At 27.9% G+C, this 16,246-nt stretch carries 13 protein-coding genes; 8 read left to right on the top strand and 5 right to left on the bottom strand.

Annotation, left to right across the window (positions count from 1 at the left end; translation table 11 throughout):
* Window position 1 precedes the first annotated feature (1 nt).
* Window positions 2-136, bottom strand: coding sequence for a 50S ribosomal protein L34 (gene rpmH / locus ABGT36_RS13900; protein WP_003535525.1), 135 nt, complete (start codon window positions 134-136; stop codon window positions 2-4).
* Between the two features lie 528 nt (window positions 137-664).
* Between rpmH and dnaA the strand changes: the two genes are divergently transcribed.
* The 6 genes from dnaA (at window position 665) to gyrA (ending at window position 9,158) form a co-directional block, all read left to right on the top strand.
* Window positions 665-2,011: a chromosomal replication initiator protein DnaA gene (gene dnaA, locus ABGT36_RS13895; protein WP_087301927.1), complete on the top strand. Its 1,347-nt coding sequence runs from the start codon at window positions 665-667 to the stop codon at window positions 2,009-2,011.
* Between the two features lie 130 nt (window positions 2,012-2,141).
* The gene (gene dnaN / locus ABGT36_RS13890; protein ID WP_087301929.1) at window positions 2,142-3,251 is read left to right on the top strand and encodes a DNA polymerase III subunit beta; all 1,110 of its coding nucleotides are present in this window, start codon (window positions 2,142-2,144) and stop codon (window positions 3,249-3,251) included.
* A 209-nt stretch (window positions 3,252-3,460) separates the two neighbouring features.
* Window positions 3,461-3,667 (top strand): S4 domain-containing protein YaaA, encoded by a 207-nt coding sequence (gene yaaA / locus ABGT36_RS13885; RefSeq protein ID WP_087301931.1) that lies wholly within the window; start codon window positions 3,461-3,463, stop codon window positions 3,665-3,667.
* The gene (gene recF, locus ABGT36_RS13880) at window positions 3,667-4,764 is read left to right on the top strand and encodes a DNA replication/repair protein RecF (protein ID WP_300077431.1); all 1,098 of its coding nucleotides are present in this window, start codon (window positions 3,667-3,669) and stop codon (window positions 4,762-4,764) included. Before yaaA ends, recF begins: the two co-directional genes overlap by 1 nt.
* Complete coding sequence (gene gyrB / locus ABGT36_RS13875; RefSeq protein ID WP_346678527.1) at window positions 4,764-6,689, top strand: DNA topoisomerase (ATP-hydrolyzing) subunit B; 1,926 nt, start codon at window positions 4,764-4,766, stop codon at window positions 6,687-6,689. The genes recF and gyrB overlap by 1 nt, the downstream gene beginning before the upstream one ends.
* A 15-nt stretch (window positions 6,690-6,704) precedes the next feature.
* Window positions 6,705-9,158, top strand: coding sequence for a DNA gyrase subunit A (gene gyrA / locus ABGT36_RS13870; protein WP_087301937.1), 2,454 nt, complete (start codon window positions 6,705-6,707; stop codon window positions 9,156-9,158).
* Between the two features lie 29 nt (window positions 9,159-9,187).
* On the opposite strand, the gene ABGT36_RS13865 is transcribed toward gyrA, so the two are convergent.
* Window positions 9,188-9,859 (bottom strand): hypothetical protein, encoded by a 672-nt coding sequence (locus ABGT36_RS13865; RefSeq protein ID WP_296882837.1) that lies wholly within the window; start codon window positions 9,857-9,859, stop codon window positions 9,188-9,190.
* A 322-nt stretch (window positions 9,860-10,181) separates the two neighbouring features.
* On the opposite strand from ABGT36_RS13865, the gene ABGT36_RS13860 reads away from it, so the two are divergent.
* Window positions 10,182-11,831 (top strand): RNA-binding domain-containing protein, encoded by a 1,650-nt coding sequence (locus ABGT36_RS13860; protein WP_300629801.1) that lies wholly within the window; start codon window positions 10,182-10,184, stop codon window positions 11,829-11,831.
* 340 nt (window positions 11,832-12,171) lie between these two features.
* Here the strand turns inward: ABGT36_RS13860 and ABGT36_RS13855 are convergent, their stop codons facing one another.
* From ABGT36_RS13855 to ABGT36_RS13845, 3 genes are all read right to left on the bottom strand, one after another.
* Window positions 12,172-12,876, bottom strand: a complete 705-nt coding sequence (locus tag ABGT36_RS13855; protein WP_346678523.1) for an alpha/beta fold hydrolase — start codon at window positions 12,874-12,876, stop codon at window positions 12,172-12,174.
* A complete protein-coding gene (locus tag ABGT36_RS13850; protein WP_346678521.1) occupies window positions 12,860-13,642 on the bottom strand; it encodes a hypothetical protein in 783 nt (260 codons plus the stop codon). Before ABGT36_RS13850 ends, ABGT36_RS13855 begins: the two co-directional genes overlap by 17 nt.
* A gap of 150 nt (window positions 13,643-13,792) precedes the next feature.
* A complete protein-coding gene (locus tag ABGT36_RS13845; protein ID WP_346678519.1) occupies window positions 13,793-14,536 on the bottom strand; it encodes an AraC family transcriptional regulator in 744 nt (247 codons plus the stop codon).
* A gap of 415 nt (window positions 14,537-14,951) precedes the next feature.
* Here ABGT36_RS13845 and serS point away from each other — a divergent pair, with 415 nt between their 5' ends.
* Window positions 14,952-16,235 (top strand): serine--tRNA ligase, encoded by a 1,284-nt coding sequence (gene serS / locus ABGT36_RS13840; RefSeq protein WP_087301943.1) that lies wholly within the window; start codon window positions 14,952-14,954, stop codon window positions 16,233-16,235.
* Window positions 16,236-16,246 lie beyond the last annotated feature (11 nt).

Raw genomic sequence — 16,246 nt, 5'->3', positions numbered from 1 at the left:
TTTAAGCAGACAATACTTTTCTTCCTCTTTTACGGCGACGTGCAAGTACTTTTCTTCCTCCTACAGTAGCCATTCTAGCTCTAAAACCATGTGTCTTTGATCTTTTTCTTTTATTTGGTTGATATGTTCTTTTCATTAATTACACCTCCATATTTTAATACTTTTATACAAATAACATATGCCCCACCATTTTATATGAAAAAGCCCCTCAAGTCAATGAAATTAACGAAAAAGTACATCGCTAATAATCAAATTTTTTTCTTTTAATCTTCACCTCATTATTTTTTGTGACATTTTTATTGTGACTTTTCAAAAAACAAAACCCCTTTATCAACAATTTATTACACATGTTATGCACAAAGTCATATCACTGTTTTTTTTGATGTGAATAAATGTGAGTTTTGAAAAAAAGCGCGATTATTACAATATCTTGATTGTGACTTTATTATGAATACGATAATTAGCACTCTAATTTAGACACATTTTTCACATTCACATATTTCTATATGCACAAATAAAGTTGTGAATTTTGTGAATTTCTATTATTTTCTTACAAAATTGCCAATATTAATGTGAATAACTTTGTGAACACTTTTCCAGCCTCTTTTTTTTCCTTTAAATTTACAATTTATTAACATATAATGTTAGTTGCGGAGGTAAAAAAATGAATGATAATAGTAAAATTTGGCAATTATGTCTTGATACACTAGAAAAACAAGAACTGCCTGATAGTCGTAAAATCGACAAAATTATTATGGAATCTGTTTTTCGTAGTGCCAAAATATCATCTATTAATGATAATAAGGTTGTCATTACTACTCCTTATTCATTTAATGTAGAAACAATAAAAAATAATCAAAAAGATATTGAAGAAATCCTCTCAGGTATGTTAGCTTCGCCAATTACAGTAGAAATATTAGGTGAAGAAGATTTTAAAAAAACAATTACTGTTCAAAATGAACAACCATTTAAAGATAATTTAAATAAGACTTTCACTTTTGATAACTTTGTTGTTGGTAGTTCTAATAGAATGGCCCAAAATGCCGCTTTATTAGTTTCTAGCAATCCTGGTTCTAATTTCAATCCTTTATTTATCTACAGTAATCCAGGATTAGGAAAAACTCACTTATTAAATGCTATTGGTAACTATGCTAAAGAAACCAATCCTTCATTAAAAATTCGTTATATTACTAGTAAGGAATTTGTCGATGAAGTAATTGGGGCAATGAAAGGTAAAAATAGTAATGATATTTACCTTAAATATAAAAATCTGGATATGTTATTAATTGATGATATTCAGTTTTTATTTAATAAAGAAAAGAGTAGTGAAATATTTTTCCATATTTTCAATGAATTAATCAACAATAATAAACAAATTGTTATCACAAGTGATAAAATGCCTGAGGAATTACAAGGAATTGAATCACGACTAATTAGCCGTTTTAACTCAGGTTTAAGTTTTGGTATTGATCCACCTGAATTTGAAACTGCTAGAGCAATTTTAGAAAAGAAAATAGAAAATCTTGATAATCCATCATTAATCATTCAAGATGATGTTGTTGATTTCATGGCAAATCACTATTGTAAAGATATTCGTAATCTAGAAGGTGCTTTAAAGCGATTATTTTTTTGCAGTATTATGAACCATACTAATAATATTGATATGGCTTTTGCATTAGAATCATTTAAAGATGATAAAGTTGTTCAAAATCCAAAAACAGCTTTAACAAAAGAATTAATCTTAAAAACAACAGCAGAGTTTTATTACTTAACAATTTCTCAGTTAGTATCTAAAAATAAAACTCGTAAATTAACAACCCCAAGAGAAATCTGCATGTATTTAATGAGAGAACTATTAGATATCACATTTGCAGAAATCGGAACAATATTTAGTAATCGTGATCACTCTACAGTCATGAAAGCTTGTGCTCGAGTTGATAATAAAATCAAGAAAGATCCTGACTATAAATTAGCTATCAACAAATTAAAGCACAAATTAGGAATAAATTAGACACATTAAAATCACACAAAAAACCTAGTATTATTCACGTTTTTTAAATTTATGCACATAATTCACATCCTAATAATACTAGTAGAATTATTTAAAATAAATATATATAATAAGTCAAAAGGAGGTCATTATGAAATTTAGAATTAATCGACTTAAATTATTAAATGCTTTATCAAAAACAACTAAAGCTGTTTCTGTTCGTAGTCCTTTACCCGTATTAACAGGTATTAAATTTGATTTACAACCTGATGGTTTAATTTTAACTGGTAGTGATTCTGATATCACAATTCAAACTAAAATTGAAACTAGTGATGACTTAGTTATTGAACAAACAGGTGGTGTAGTTTTAAATTCACGTTATATATTAGAAATTGTTAGAAAGATAGATAGTGATGAAATTTCATTAGAAATCATTGATGGTTCACTTACTAGAATTTCTGGAGCAACTTCTAAATTTGATTTAAATGGTAATGACGTTATTGATTATCCTCGTATTGATTTATCAAAAACAGGAACTAAAGTATTAATTAATGCTTTTACTTTAAAAGATGTTATTACACAAACTAAATTTGCTGCTAGTGAAAAAGAACATAAACCAATTTTAACTGGTATTAACTTTAAAGCAGCTAACAATCAATTAGAAGTAACTGCTACTGATAGTTATCGTCTAGCTAAAAAAGTAGTGCCATTAGATGATGAACTTACTTTCAATATTACAATTCCTCAAAAATCATTAGATGAAATTGCTAAAATCATTGAACGTGATGATTTAATTGAAATGTATGTTTCTGATCGTAAAGTACTTTATGTTTTTGACAACAATATCATTCAAACAAGATTAATTGATGGAACATTCCCAGACACTAATCGTTTGATTCCTGAAAGTTTTGATTATGAATTAGATATTGATACTCACTATTTATTAAATGCAATTGATCGTGTTTCTTTATTAAATAATGAACAGAATAATATTATTAAATTAGATATGTCTAATGAAAAAGTTATTCTTTCATCATATATGCAAGAAATTGGTTCTGTTGAAGAAATTTTAGATCGTTCATTCTATAAAGGTGATTCTTTAAGTATTTCATTTAGTTCAAAATATGCAACTGATGCATTAAGAGCATTTAATGAACCAAAAGTTAAAATTTTATTTACTGGTGCTATGAAACCATTTATCGTCAAAGATTATGAAAAAGATGATTTAATCCAGTTAGTTTTACCAGTAAGAACATATTAAGCTACGATATGTAGCTTTTTATTTTGTAGAGCACTTTTTTTACTGGCTGTTTTATGTATATGCCGATAAATTTTAAATATGAGCAATTTTTTTAGAAAGATAACATTTTTTTAGTAATCAAAAAAAAGCGTTTATATGCTTATTTTTTTGATTTTAAGGATAAATTATGTTATAATAATAATATATTTATGAAAAAAAAGAGGGACATCATGAAAAAAATTCAAATAAAAGATGAATATATAACTTTAGGACAATTTTTAAAATATACAAATTGTGTATCTAGTGGAATTGAAGCTAAGATGGTTATCCAGGATGGATTAGTACTTGTTAATGGTGAAGTGGAAACTCGTCGTGGTAAAAAACTTCGCTCTAATGATCAAGTTGAATTTAATGGAGAATCATTTGTAATTGAGTAATGAAAATTAATTCATTAAGTTTAAATACATTTCGTAATTATGATCATTTTTTTATTGAGTTTGATCATGATATTAACATTTTAATTGGTAGTAATGGTCAAGGTAAGACTAATTTAATTGAAGCTATTTATTTATTATCTGTGGGTAAATCTTTCAAAACACATATTAATAAACAAATGATTATGTTTGATAAAGAGTTTGCTCGTGTTAAGGGTGAAGTTGTTACTAATAACAAGGCTAGACAGTTAGAAATGATATTAGGTAATAATTTTAAAAGAGCTAAAATTGATGATCAGGATATTCATAAAATTAGTGAATATGTTGGATTATTAAATGTAGTTGTTTTTATTCCCGATGATCTTTATTTAATTAAGGGCAGTCCGAGAAATCGGCGCCATTTTATTGATTTAGAACTTTCGAAGATTTCACCAATTTATGTTTTTAATTTAAGTAAGTATAATAAGCTTCTTAAAGAAAGAAACAAGTATTTAAAATTGTTACATCAAAATAGGAAAAAAAGTGATGAGTATCTAGAGGTTTTAGATGAACAGATGGCAAGATTGCAATATGATTTAATTAGAAGAAGAATTGATTTTATTAAAAGATTAGATGAAAAAGTAGCTATTGTTTATCGTTTGATTTCTAAACAGAATGATGAACAAATTAAATTAGCTTATCATAGTTTTATCAAAAAAGATGTTAGCTATGAAAGTATTTTAGAAATGTATCAAAAAAATCATCAGCGTGATATTGATTATATGCAAACACATATTGGAATTCATAAAGATGATTTAAAGATTTATTTAAACCAGAAGGAAGCATATTTATTTGCTTCACAAGGGCAACAAAGAACAATTGTACTCAGCTTGAAGATTGCTTTAATTGAATTGATTAAAGAGGAAATAGGTGAGTATCCGGTTTTATTATTAGATGATGTTTTATCAGAATTAGATGAAACAAGAAAAAACATGCTATTAGATATATTGAATCAAAAAATTCAAACTTTTATTACAACAACTTCAATAGATGGTATTCACCATCAAATTATTGAAAAAGCAAAGAAAATCTATATCGCAGGTGGCAAGGAGGCTACATAATGTCAGAAGAAAAAGTACAACATAGTTATGATGAGTCAGATATTCAGGTATTAGAAGGACTAGAAGCGGTTCGTAAAAGACCAGGTATGTATATTGGAACGACATCAATTAGAGGATTACATCATTTAGTATGGGAAATTGTTGATAATTCTATCGATGAAGCATTAGCTGGATATGCTAGCCATATTCGCGTTATCTTAAAAGATGATGATGTTGTTCAGGTAATTGATGATGGGCGTGGAATGCCTACTGGTACTCACGCAAAAACAGGAATTTCTACTGTTGAAACAATTTTTACAGTATTACATGCCGGTGGAAAATTTGGTGGCGGCGGATATAAGGTTTCTGGTGGTCTACATGGTGTTGGAGCTTCTGTCGTAAATGCTTTGTCATCTTGGTTAGAAGTTCATGTACATCGTGATGGACATATTTATTATCAACGTTATGAAAATGGTGGTCAACCAGTTGAACCATTAAAAATTATTGGTGATAGTGATATTACAGGAACTATTGTAACTTTTAAGGCTGATCCACTTATTTTTAAAGAAGGAACAGTTTATGATTATGATATTTTAAGACAACGTATTCGTGAATTAGCATTTTTAAATAAGGGATTAAAATTATCATTAGAAGATACTCGTGATGGAGTAAATCGTAAACATGTTTATCATTATGAAGGTGGTATTAAAGAATATGTTGCTTATATCAACAAAAATAAGACACCAATTCATGATGAAATTATTTATATGGAAGATATGCAACAAGATATTACTATCGAAGTAGGTATGCAATACAACGATGGATATCAATCTAATATCTATTCTTTCTGTAATAATATTAATACTCATGAGGGTGGAACTCATGAAGAAGGTTTTAGATTAGCATTAACAAGAGTAATTAATAATTATGCAAAAAATAATGGTTTATTAAAAAAAGATGATGATGCTTTATCTGGTGAAGATGTTCGTGAAGGATTGACAGCAATAATTTCTGTAAAACATCCTGATCCTCAATATGAAGGACAAACAAAAACAAAATTAGGAAACGCTGAAGTAAGAAAAATTGCAAGTAATATTATTTCTAAAGAATTAGAAAAATTCTTATTAGAAAACCCAGATACAGCTAGAATAATTGTTGATAAAGCAATAGTTGCTTCAAGAGCTCGAATGGCTGCTAAAAAAGCTCGAGAAATGACTAGAAGAAAAAGTGCTTTAGAAGTATCTAATTTACCTGGTAAATTGGCAGACTGTTCAAGTAAAGATGCTAGTGAATGTGAAATATTCATAGTCGAAGGGGATTCAGCCGGAGGTAGTGCTAAAATGGGACGTGACCGTCGCATCCAGGCAATCTTACCTTTACGTGGTAAAATTTTAAATGTTGAAAAATCAAGATTAGAAAAGATTTTAGGAAATGCTGAAATTCGTTCGATGATTACAGCTTTTGGAACAGGAATTGGTGATGAATTTAATATTGATAAATTAAGATACCATAAAATTGTAATCATGACCGATGCCGACGTAGATGGTGGTCACATTCGTATTTTGATGTTAACATTCTTATATCGTTATTTAAAACCTTTAATTGAAAATGGTTTTGTTTATGCAGCACAACCACCATTATATCTTTTAAAGCATGGAAAAGATGAACATTATTGTTATAGTGATGAAGAATTAGAAGATTTAAAAACTAAATTAGGTGAAGGGGCTAAATACACTATTCAACGATACAAAGGTCTTGGAGAGATGAATGCTGACCAGTTATGGGAAACAACTATGGATCCTAAAAGACGAATTTTAAATCAAATTGATTTAGATGAAGCAATGGAAGCAGATATGATCTTTGATATGTTAATGGGTGAAAAAGTAGAGCCACGACGTGAATTTATTCAAGAAAACGCCAAATATGTAACTGATTTAGATATTTAGTAAAGGAGAAAAGTAATGGAAGAAAGAGGAATAAGAAAAGTAAAACTAACATCAGAAATGAAAAACTCTTTTATGCAATATGCAATGTCAGTTATTGTAGCGCGAGCTTTACCTGATGTTCGTGATGGTTTAAAACCAGTACAGCGAAGAATAATTTATGGAATGAGTGATTTAGGTTGTACGCCAGGAACACCGTATAAAAAATCAGCTCGTATTGTTGGGGAAGTTATGGGGAAATACCATCCTCATGGTGACTCTTCAATTTATGAAGCTTTAGTAAGAATGGCACAAGACTTTTCATATCGTTACATGTTAGTTGATGGTCATGGAAACTTTGGGTCTATCGATGGTGATGGTGCTGCGGCGCAACGTTATACTGAAGCTAGAATGTCACGAATTTCTAGTGAGTTAGTAAGAGATATTAAAGAAAATACCATTGATTTTATTCCTAATTATGATGGTGAAGAAAAAGAACCAGCAGTTTTACCTGCTAGAATTCCTAATCTTTTAATTAATGGTTCAACCGGAATTGCAGTAGGGATGGCAACTAATATTCCACCTCATAATTTAAGTGAAGTAATTGATGCTATCTTAGCAGTAGCTAAAGATCCCGATATTACAATTATGGAATTGATGGAAAATTATATTCAAGGACCAGATTTTCCTACTGGTGGTTACATCTTAGGAAAAAGTGCGATAAAAAAAGCTTATGAAACTGGTAATGGTTTAATTGTAATGCGTGCTAAAACAGAAATTGAAGAGCACGGTAATAAAAAAGCTATTATTGTAACTGAAATTCCATACATGGTTAATAAAGCTAGAATGATTGAAAAAATATCACAATTGGTAAAAGAAAAGAAAATTGAAGGAATTACTGATTTACGTGATGAATCTAACCGTGAAGGAATTCGAGTAGTTATTGAATTACGACGTGATGTTCAACCAGAAGTTATTTTAAATCAATTATATAAATTGACATCTTTACAAACAACTTTTGGTGCTAACTGTATTGCCTTAGTTAATAATGAACCAAAAACATTGAATTTAAAAGAAATGATTACTTTATATCTTGATCATCAAGAAGAAGTAATTCGCCGTAGAACTCAGTTTAGATTAGGTAAAGCTGAAGATCGAGCTCATATTTTAGAAGGGCTTAAAAGAGCTTTAGATCAAATTGATGAAATTATTGAATTGATCCGTTCTAGTAGAACAACAGAAATTATTCAAACTAGATTAATGGAAGAATTCAATATGTCTGATAAACAAGCAAAAGCAATTCGAGAAATGCAATTACAACGTTTAGCTGGTTTGGAAAGACAGAAAATTGAAGATGAATTAAATAAATTATTAGAAATAATTGCTGATTTAAAAGATATTCTTGAAAATAGAGAACGTTTATTATCAATAATTCATGATGAATTAGAAGAAATTAAAGCTAAATATGGTGATAAACGTCGTACAGAAATTATTCAAGGTACTTTTGATTTAGAAGATGAAGATTTAATTCCAGTTGAAGATGTAATTATTTCTTTAACAAATAATGGTTATATAAAGAGAATGCCAGTAGATACATATAAATCACAAAATCGTGGTGGACGTGGTATTAAAGGTATGTCGACAAACAATGATGATATTGTTAGTTCATTAATTAATATGTCAACACATGATGATTTATTATTCTTTACTAATTTTGGAAAAGTTTATCGTTTAAAAGGATACAACATTCCTGAATTTGGTCGTTCTGCTAAAGGATTACCTGTTGTTAATTTATTGAATTTAGATAAAGAAGAACATGTAAAATCAATGATTAATATTAATCGTAAACAGTTTGAAGAAAATGATGATTTTTATCTAGTCTTTGTAACAAAAAATGGTTTAATTAAACGTGTTCACATCAATGAATTCCAAAGAATTCGTCAATCTGGTAAGATTGCAATTAGTTTAAAAGATGATGATCAATTAGTACAAGTTAAATTAACTGATGGTAATAATGAAGTTTTAATTGCAGCTTCAAATGGTAAATTAGTACGTTTCAAAGAAGATAACGTTCGACCAATGGGAAGAACTGCTAGTGGTGTAAAAGGAATAAACGTTGATGGCAGTGAAGTTATCGGAATGACTACTAATAATGAAGGGCAATATATATTAGTAGTAACTGAACATGGTTATGGTAAAATGTCGCCATTAGATGAATATCGTTTATCTAACCGTGGTGGTAAAGGAGTTAAAACTATCAATACAACGGCTCGTAATGGTCAAATTGTAGCATTAAGAGCTGTCAATGGTAATGAAGATTTACTAATTATGACTGATGATGGTATTATGATTCGTTTACCAATGGAACAAGTTAAAACAGCTGGTCGAGCTACTCAAGGAGTACGTTTGATTAAAGTTAGTGAAGGACATATTGTTTCTACAGTTGAAGTAGTTGAAAAAGCTACTGAAAATGAAATTGAAGTAGAAGAGTAATAAGAAGCTGATCATTTTGGTCAGCTTCTTTAATTTAAATTAGTTATATATTGTTTAATATCTTCAACATCATAATAATAATTTTCAACATGATAGCTTTTTATTTCTAATAGGGTAGGGAGATTAGCTAACTCTACGCTAGAATAGATTTGTAATGATGAATAATCTATTTCTGGGGTTAATAAAGAAGCATAGACATACCCCTTTTTAGCTTTTTTGTTTATTTTTAAATAGTTTTTATCAGCAATTTTTATTTCATATTTTTTTATTTTATTAAAACGATTTAATTCAGTACTATTTTTATATTTTTGAGCATTTTCACCTTCATAATATTGAATATTATTATTTTTATCAACTTGTCCAATTTCAATATCATTTTCAGTTTTAAAAGCACTCCAATCAAATTTTGATATTTTATTATCTGGATCTTTATTTTCAGTATTAATGAAATATACATCGTTTTCTTTAGCAAAGTCACAGATTAAATCTTCAATCTGGTGACATTCTTGACAGTCATTATTATAAAAATAAACATAATACGTATTATCGGGATTATTAACATTTCTAGTAAAAATATTTTTAGTTGTAATATGTTCAAATTGACTATAAGCACCTTCACTCCTTTGAGTTAAAAAATAACATCCAGCTATTGCAATTATGGCAATAATAACAATTACTATTAATCTTTTCTTTGTTTTCATAATTAAATGTACCTCCAATTTAATAATAAAAATTTTGTTTACATAATTATTATAGGTGTTATTTTTATAAAAAAATTGGTTTAGGTATAAGAGGAAAGAATTTTGAATAAGATGTATATTTTATTTCCAAGGTAATAGTATAAATAATTTTAATTGTACTAATTATAGGATCAAACAAATGATACTAGCTAAATATGATTTATCATATTTGGCTTAAAAATAGTTAATTTATATAAAATAATTTTATTTTTTTGCAATTGTTTATTGTATAAACCTTATTGTTATTTTGGTATAATATAATAATCGAAGGAGTGAGATTGATATGGATGCAAGTCAGTTATTAGAATTAATAAATCAAGGAGAAACACTAACTACAGAATTTAAATCGTGGGTCAAAATACCTGATTTTAAAAAACTTATAAAATTATGTGTGAAAGAAATTGTAGCTTTATCAAACTCTAATGGCGGATATTTGTTAATTGGTGTTGAAGATGATAAGACCATAACAGGGTGTAAAAATTATGATTTGCAAAATATTGTGGAAAGTATTTATGATAGAACAATACCTAATATATTTACTAAAGCTGAGACTATACGCATAAATGATAAAGATGTAATTGTTATTAAAGTAGAAAAAGGAATGCAATTATGTGGTACAACTTCTGGAGAATATTATAAACGATTAGGTAAGAATTCAAAGCCGTATAATCCTACTGGGATTAAAGAAGATTTTAGTATAAGTACAGATTATTCTGCTCAAATTATAGAACAATCAACAATTGATGATATTAATATTTTAGAAGTTTATAAATTAAAAGAAAAATTAAAAATTAGAGATAAGCAATCTACTTTAGTAGAATTAGATGATATATCTTTTTTAAAAGATTTATCACTATTGATTGATACTAACAATGGATTAAAATTAAATGTTGCTGGTATGCTTTTTGTAGGAAAGGAAGAATCTATAAAAAAATATTTGCCTCAGGCAGAATGTATTTATTTACATTATAACGATAATAATCGTGATGAATACGATAATAGATTAGACTTAAAAATGCCAATTATTTCTGTATTAGATAGATTGACAGAAAAAATTCAAGATTATAATAGTTTGATTAATATACAGATAGGATTGTTTAGGTTGGAAATTTATGATTTTTCTGAAAAAGTATTTCAAGAAGCTTTATTAAATGCATATACACATCGCCGTTATGATTCTCCTGGTTCCATCTATGTTAAGCATTATTCTGATAAATTAGTTATAGAGAGTCCAGGAGGATTTATGGCTGATATTACAGCAGATAATATTATTACTCATCCTTCGTTACCGAGAAATAAATTAATAGCTGAAACACTACAACGACTACGTTATGTTCAAAGATCTGGTCAGGGTATTGATATTATGTATAGAGAAATGGTTTCTATGGGAAAACCATATCCTGAATATACAGTTTATAATGACGCTATTAGATTAACATTATATAGCGTATTAGAAGATGAAGGGTTCGTGAAGTTTATAACTGAAACCCAAGATAAAAATATGATTACATTTTCTTTATCCGAATTGATGATATTGAGGTATTTATTTGAAAATAAGACAATAAATCTATCAACAGCAAAAAAACTTACGCAGCAATCAGAAAATGAAGTTAAACATGCTCTTAATAATTTAGAAAAGTATAAGCTAATTGAATTATCTGGGCGAGTGTATATGATGACGCCAAGTTCATATCATAAGGTAAAATCTGATGTTCAATATACTCAGGATAAAACAGTAACATATTTAAAATCAAAAGATTTAATTATAGAGTATTTATTGACTCATGATAGTATAAATAATGAAACGATTCGTGAATTATGTAGATGCACTAAAAAACAAGCAACAACTTTTTCTAGAAAAATGAGAGAATCTGGGATAATAACTATGGAAGGAAAAGGAAGGGCAACAATCTATAAGTTAAATAAGAAGTAACATTATTATTGTTTTTGAATTAATCGGCCCAAATCGGTCCAAATCGGTCCAAATCGGTCCAAATCGGTCCAAATTTATAATGCTAAACTTTGGACAATTTATCTATTTAATTATTTTATCATAAAGTTATGTGATATTATTTGTATAACTAGATATTAAAATTAAAAGAATTTTTAATAAGATGTATATTTTATTTCCGAGGTAATAAAAAAGAAAAAATATTTTTATATGTAAATAGTATTAAATGATGGCAATAAAAAGTACCTATAGTAAAAGCACAGCTTTTTTATAGGTATTTATTATGATTGTTTTAAAAAATTAATAGTTTTAACACTGAGTTTTAAGCATTTTTCTTGTTTAAATATACAAATCCTGCAGCAAATAATAACGCCATAGTTAGATAATCATAAATTGGTGCATCATCACCTGTTTTAACAGCAGTTTTTTCTTGATCTGTTACAGGAGGTGTTGTTTCAGGATCTGTTACTTGTGTTGAATCTGATACATTTATAGCTTCTTTAATAAATGTAAAGGCTGTTTTTCCACATTCATCACAACTTGCATCATTATTATAGAAGTAAATCCATGACCAATGTCCTTGATATTGATAAGGATTTCCATTTTCATCTGTATATAATCCAGACATATCAATAACATGATCTGTTGTTGAAACATGTAAATTAGATGCTTGCATTTCTTTTAAACGATTAATAGTTGGTATTTCATGTAATTCAGGATCAACTGTTGTATCATCTTTTGAATAAATGAAATACATTGGTAAATCTTTAATTCCTTCTAATTGTTCATCACTAATAAATTTATCAGGAATTGCTTCACAAATTAGCACAATTGCATCATATTCATCAGGATATGCCATTGCCATTAATAATGTCATGTAACCACCATTTGAACATCCTGCAATAACAACTTTTGTAGCTCCAACTTTTTCTTTATATGCAGCAATTAATTCATGTAATGATTTTTGATAATAAGAAGTTCCATCAGCACTTATACTACCATTGTTAAAATTACTTTTTTTTTCCATCATTATCCATCCAATATGTAGGACATTGTGGGACTAAAATATGAGCATTACCAATAGTATTTTGGAATTCTTCACCAGCTAAAGCTGTTGCTTTATTAGCCAATAATGTAATATAAGGATCAGTTTCTCTATCTGAGATAGTTGTAGCATAAGCACCACCTTCACCTAAACCATGTAACCAGACTACTAATGTATCACTATTAGTTGCTGGTGTATAAGTAGCATAATCATAGCTAACACCATCACTTGCTTGATAAGTATCTACTGCAAAATTATCAGCAGCAGTAGTTTTATTTGTATAATTACGATCAATTGTAATATCTTGAACAGGTAATCCATTTGATGTAACACTTTCATCTTTTAAAGTGATATCAAAATAATAATCTTTAACATATGTATTATATTGAGTTGTTAATGACCAAACAACTGGTGAACTAACAGTTGGAGAAACTGCAAGAGTTAATACTACTGTATTTCCTTCTGTAATTACATTTTCTACTACTCTAGTTTCTTCTTTTGGTTCAATAGTATTTGTTTCAAAATTAAAACCTTCAGAGTGTTCAACAACATTAAATGTTTCAGTTGTTACATTATCAAGAGGTTGTGATAAAGTTAAAGTGATTGTTCTAGTTGCACAACCCCAATCATAACCTTCAACATAAATATCATATGTACCAGTTATGTTTACATTATCTTTTGCATTAATACTAGATATTGTTGAAAACATCATCATGGCACAAACGAAAAAACTTAAAATTTTTTTCATTTTCAAACTTTCCTTTCTCTATCTATTATACAATTCAAAGCGCTTTCAAAAGGGTCGAAAACTTAGGTTATTGAGGTTGTTTTCGTATATTTTTACGGTATTTAGCAGGCGTTTGTTTATATTTCTTTTTAAAATCATTAATAAATAATTTTAAATTTGGATAACAATATCAAGTAGTGAATATTCAGTATATAATAAATCTTTATGATCTTTTTCAAGACGGATAGAATTAATATATTCTTTAACTGTCATGTTTAAATATGTTTTAAAATATTGAGAAAGATATCTAGATGACATGTTAAAGTGTTCTGCAATATTGCCAATAGTTAATTTTTCATCATAATGGTCTTCTATGTACTTAGTCATTTGAATAATTCTTTTATCATGGACTGAGTTAATTTCATAAGGCATATCTTGTTTTTTAATAATTGCAGTTGAACACATGATATAGAGTATATCTAACAAATAGCTATGAATTTTCATATTTACAAATTTATTTTGATTATCATAAGCATTGATGATGTGAAAAATATCATTTAAAATTTCGTTTTGATGTTTTTTATCAGGTTGTAAAAAATAATAATTATCTATTTCTGGAAAATAATAATGAAGATACTCATAGTTTATTTGTAAGGCATAACCTTTATAGATTTCTGTACTTTTACTATGATGCATACCGTGTAACTCCTGAGAATTAATAATATAAAGACTTCCTGCTGGTATCGTTAATTTTTGGGTATTGAGATAAAGTATTAAATCACCTAATACAGGTATCAGAATTTCAATACTGTTATGCCAATGTTTAGCTGTCTTGGTTTGATGATTTTCAAAATATATATCAATTAATTTTATTGGTAATTTATGATCTAATTCTATTTTTTCATATTCAAACATGATTATTTCCCTTTCATAATTATAGATAGTGTTATTTTTTATTAAATTACATTCTAATAATATCTTACGCTACTTTTCATTATTTTGCATCAAAACAAATATATCTATGTAAACTATATTTTGAATATAATATCATTAGATTAATATTATGTAGTTGGTTTTAAAATGATCCTTTGCATTCTAAGATAAAATTAGATAGTTAAAAATGCTAATTATTTTTTTAGTATTAATAGGAGAATAGTTATATAGTAATTTGAAATCTTTTAATACAATCTCGATTTTATACCATAGATATTGGTATAAGTGGTATTCCCTGGGAAATAATGATTATAAATAGATACGATGAAAGCAATTGAATATGATAAATAATTATTGTATAATTTTAGAAAATAAGAATAAGTAAGGGAGATATAAAATGATTGATATTGCGATATTAAGAGAAAATCCAACCTTAGTAAAAGAAAACATGAAAAAGAAATTCCAAGATGATAAGATTGGGTTAGTAGATGAAGCATATAAATTAGATAAAGATTATCGTGAAGTTGTAACTAAAGCAAGTGAACTAAGAAGTGTTCGTAATAAATTGTCTAAAGAAATTGGAAAATTTATGCGTGAAGGTAATAAAGAGGCAGCTGAAAATAATAAAAAACAAGTAAATGAAATGGCTGATGAATTAAAGAAATTAGAAGAATTAGAAGTTAAATATGGTAATGAATTAAAAGCTATTATGATGAAAATTCCTAATTTCATTGATGAAACAGTACCATTAGGAAAAGATGATAGTGAAAATGTAGAAATCACTAAATATGGTGATCCTGTTGTTCCTGATTTTGAAATTCCTTATCATACTGAAATTATGGAAAAATTTGATGGTATTGATATGGATGCAGCTGGTCGTGTTGCTGGTCAAGGTTTTTATTATTTAATGGGTGATATCGCTCGTTTACATTCAGCAGTTTTATCTTATGCTCGTGATTTTATGATTGATCGAGGATTTACTTATGTAGTACCACCATATATGATTCGTAGCAATGTTGTAACTGGAGTTATGAGTTTTGAAGAAATGGATAGCATGATGTATAAAATCGAAGGGGAAGATTTATATTTAATTGGTACTTCTGAACATTCAATGATTGGTAAATTTATTGATACTATTATTGATGAAGAAAAATTACCATATACTTATACTTCATATTCACCATGCTTTAGAAAAGAAAAAGGTGCTCATGGTATTGAAGAACGTGGTGTATACCGAATTCATCAATTTGAAAAACAAGAGATGATTGTTGTATGTAAACCTGAAGATAGTAAAATGTGGTTTGATAAATTGTGGAATAATACAGTTGATTTATTTAGATCATTAGACATTCCTGTTCGTACATTGGAATGTTGTTCTGGTGATTTAGCTGATTTAAAATCAAAAAGTATCGATGTTGAAGCTTGGTCACCACGTCAAAAGAAATATTTTGAAGTTGGTTCATGTTCAAATTTAACAGATGCTCAAGCTCGTCGTTTAAATATTAGAATTAAAGGTAAAGAAGGAAAATATTTTGCTCACACTTTAAATAATACAGTTGTGGCACCACCAAGAATGTTAATTGCTTTCCTTGAAAACAATTTAAATGAAGATGGTAGTGTAAATATACCAAAAGCATTACAACCTTATATGGGTGGAAAGGAAAAGATAACTACTAAATAGTTATCTTTTTA

The sequence above is a fragment of the Erysipelatoclostridium sp. An173 genome, from assembly GCF_963931465.1.
Classification (GTDB): Bacteria; Bacillota_I; Bacilli_A; order Erysipelotrichales; family Coprobacillaceae; genus Thomasclavelia; species Thomasclavelia merdavium.
The sequence above is the reverse complement of the archived record's forward strand: the minus strand, read 5'-3'. Positions and strand labels throughout refer to the sequence as shown.

Coding starts and splice junctions, on each gene's coding strand:
- ABGT36_RS13860 (WP_300629801.1), top strand. CDS start 10,182: ATGGATGCAAGTCAGTTATTAGAATTAATAAATCAAGGAGAAACACTA.
- dnaA (WP_087301927.1), top strand. CDS start 665: ATGAATGATAATAGTAAAATTTGGCAATTATGTCTTGATACACTAGAA.
- serS (WP_087301943.1), top strand. CDS start 14,952: ATGATTGATATTGCGATATTAAGAGAAAATCCAACCTTAGTAAAAGAA.
- gyrA (WP_087301937.1), top strand. CDS start 6,705: ATGGAAGAAAGAGGAATAAGAAAAGTAAAACTAACATCAGAAATGAAA.
- dnaN (WP_087301929.1), top strand. CDS start 2,142: ATGAAATTTAGAATTAATCGACTTAAATTATTAAATGCTTTATCAAAA.
- ABGT36_RS13855 (WP_346678523.1), bottom strand. CDS start 12,876: ATGGAAAAAAAAAGTAATTTTAACAATGGTAGTATAAGTGCTGATGGA.
- ABGT36_RS13850 (WP_346678521.1), bottom strand. CDS start 13,642: ATGAAAAAAATTTTAAGTTTTTTCGTTTGTGCCATGATGATGTTTTCA.
- recF (WP_300077431.1), top strand. CDS start 3,667: ATGAAAATTAATTCATTAAGTTTAAATACATTTCGTAATTATGATCAT.
- ABGT36_RS13865 (WP_296882837.1), bottom strand. CDS start 9,859: ATGAAAACAAAGAAAAGATTAATAGTAATTGTTATTATTGCCATAATT.
- gyrB (WP_346678527.1), top strand. CDS start 4,764: ATGTCAGAAGAAAAAGTACAACATAGTTATGATGAGTCAGATATTCAG.
- rpmH (WP_003535525.1), bottom strand. CDS start 136: ATGAAAAGAACATATCAACCAAATAAAAGAAAAAGATCAAAGACACAT.
- yaaA (WP_087301931.1), top strand. CDS start 3,461: ATGAAAAAAATTCAAATAAAAGATGAATATATAACTTTAGGACAATTT.
- ABGT36_RS13845 (WP_346678519.1), bottom strand. CDS start 14,536: ATGTTTGAATATGAAAAAATAGAATTAGATCATAAATTACCAATAAAA.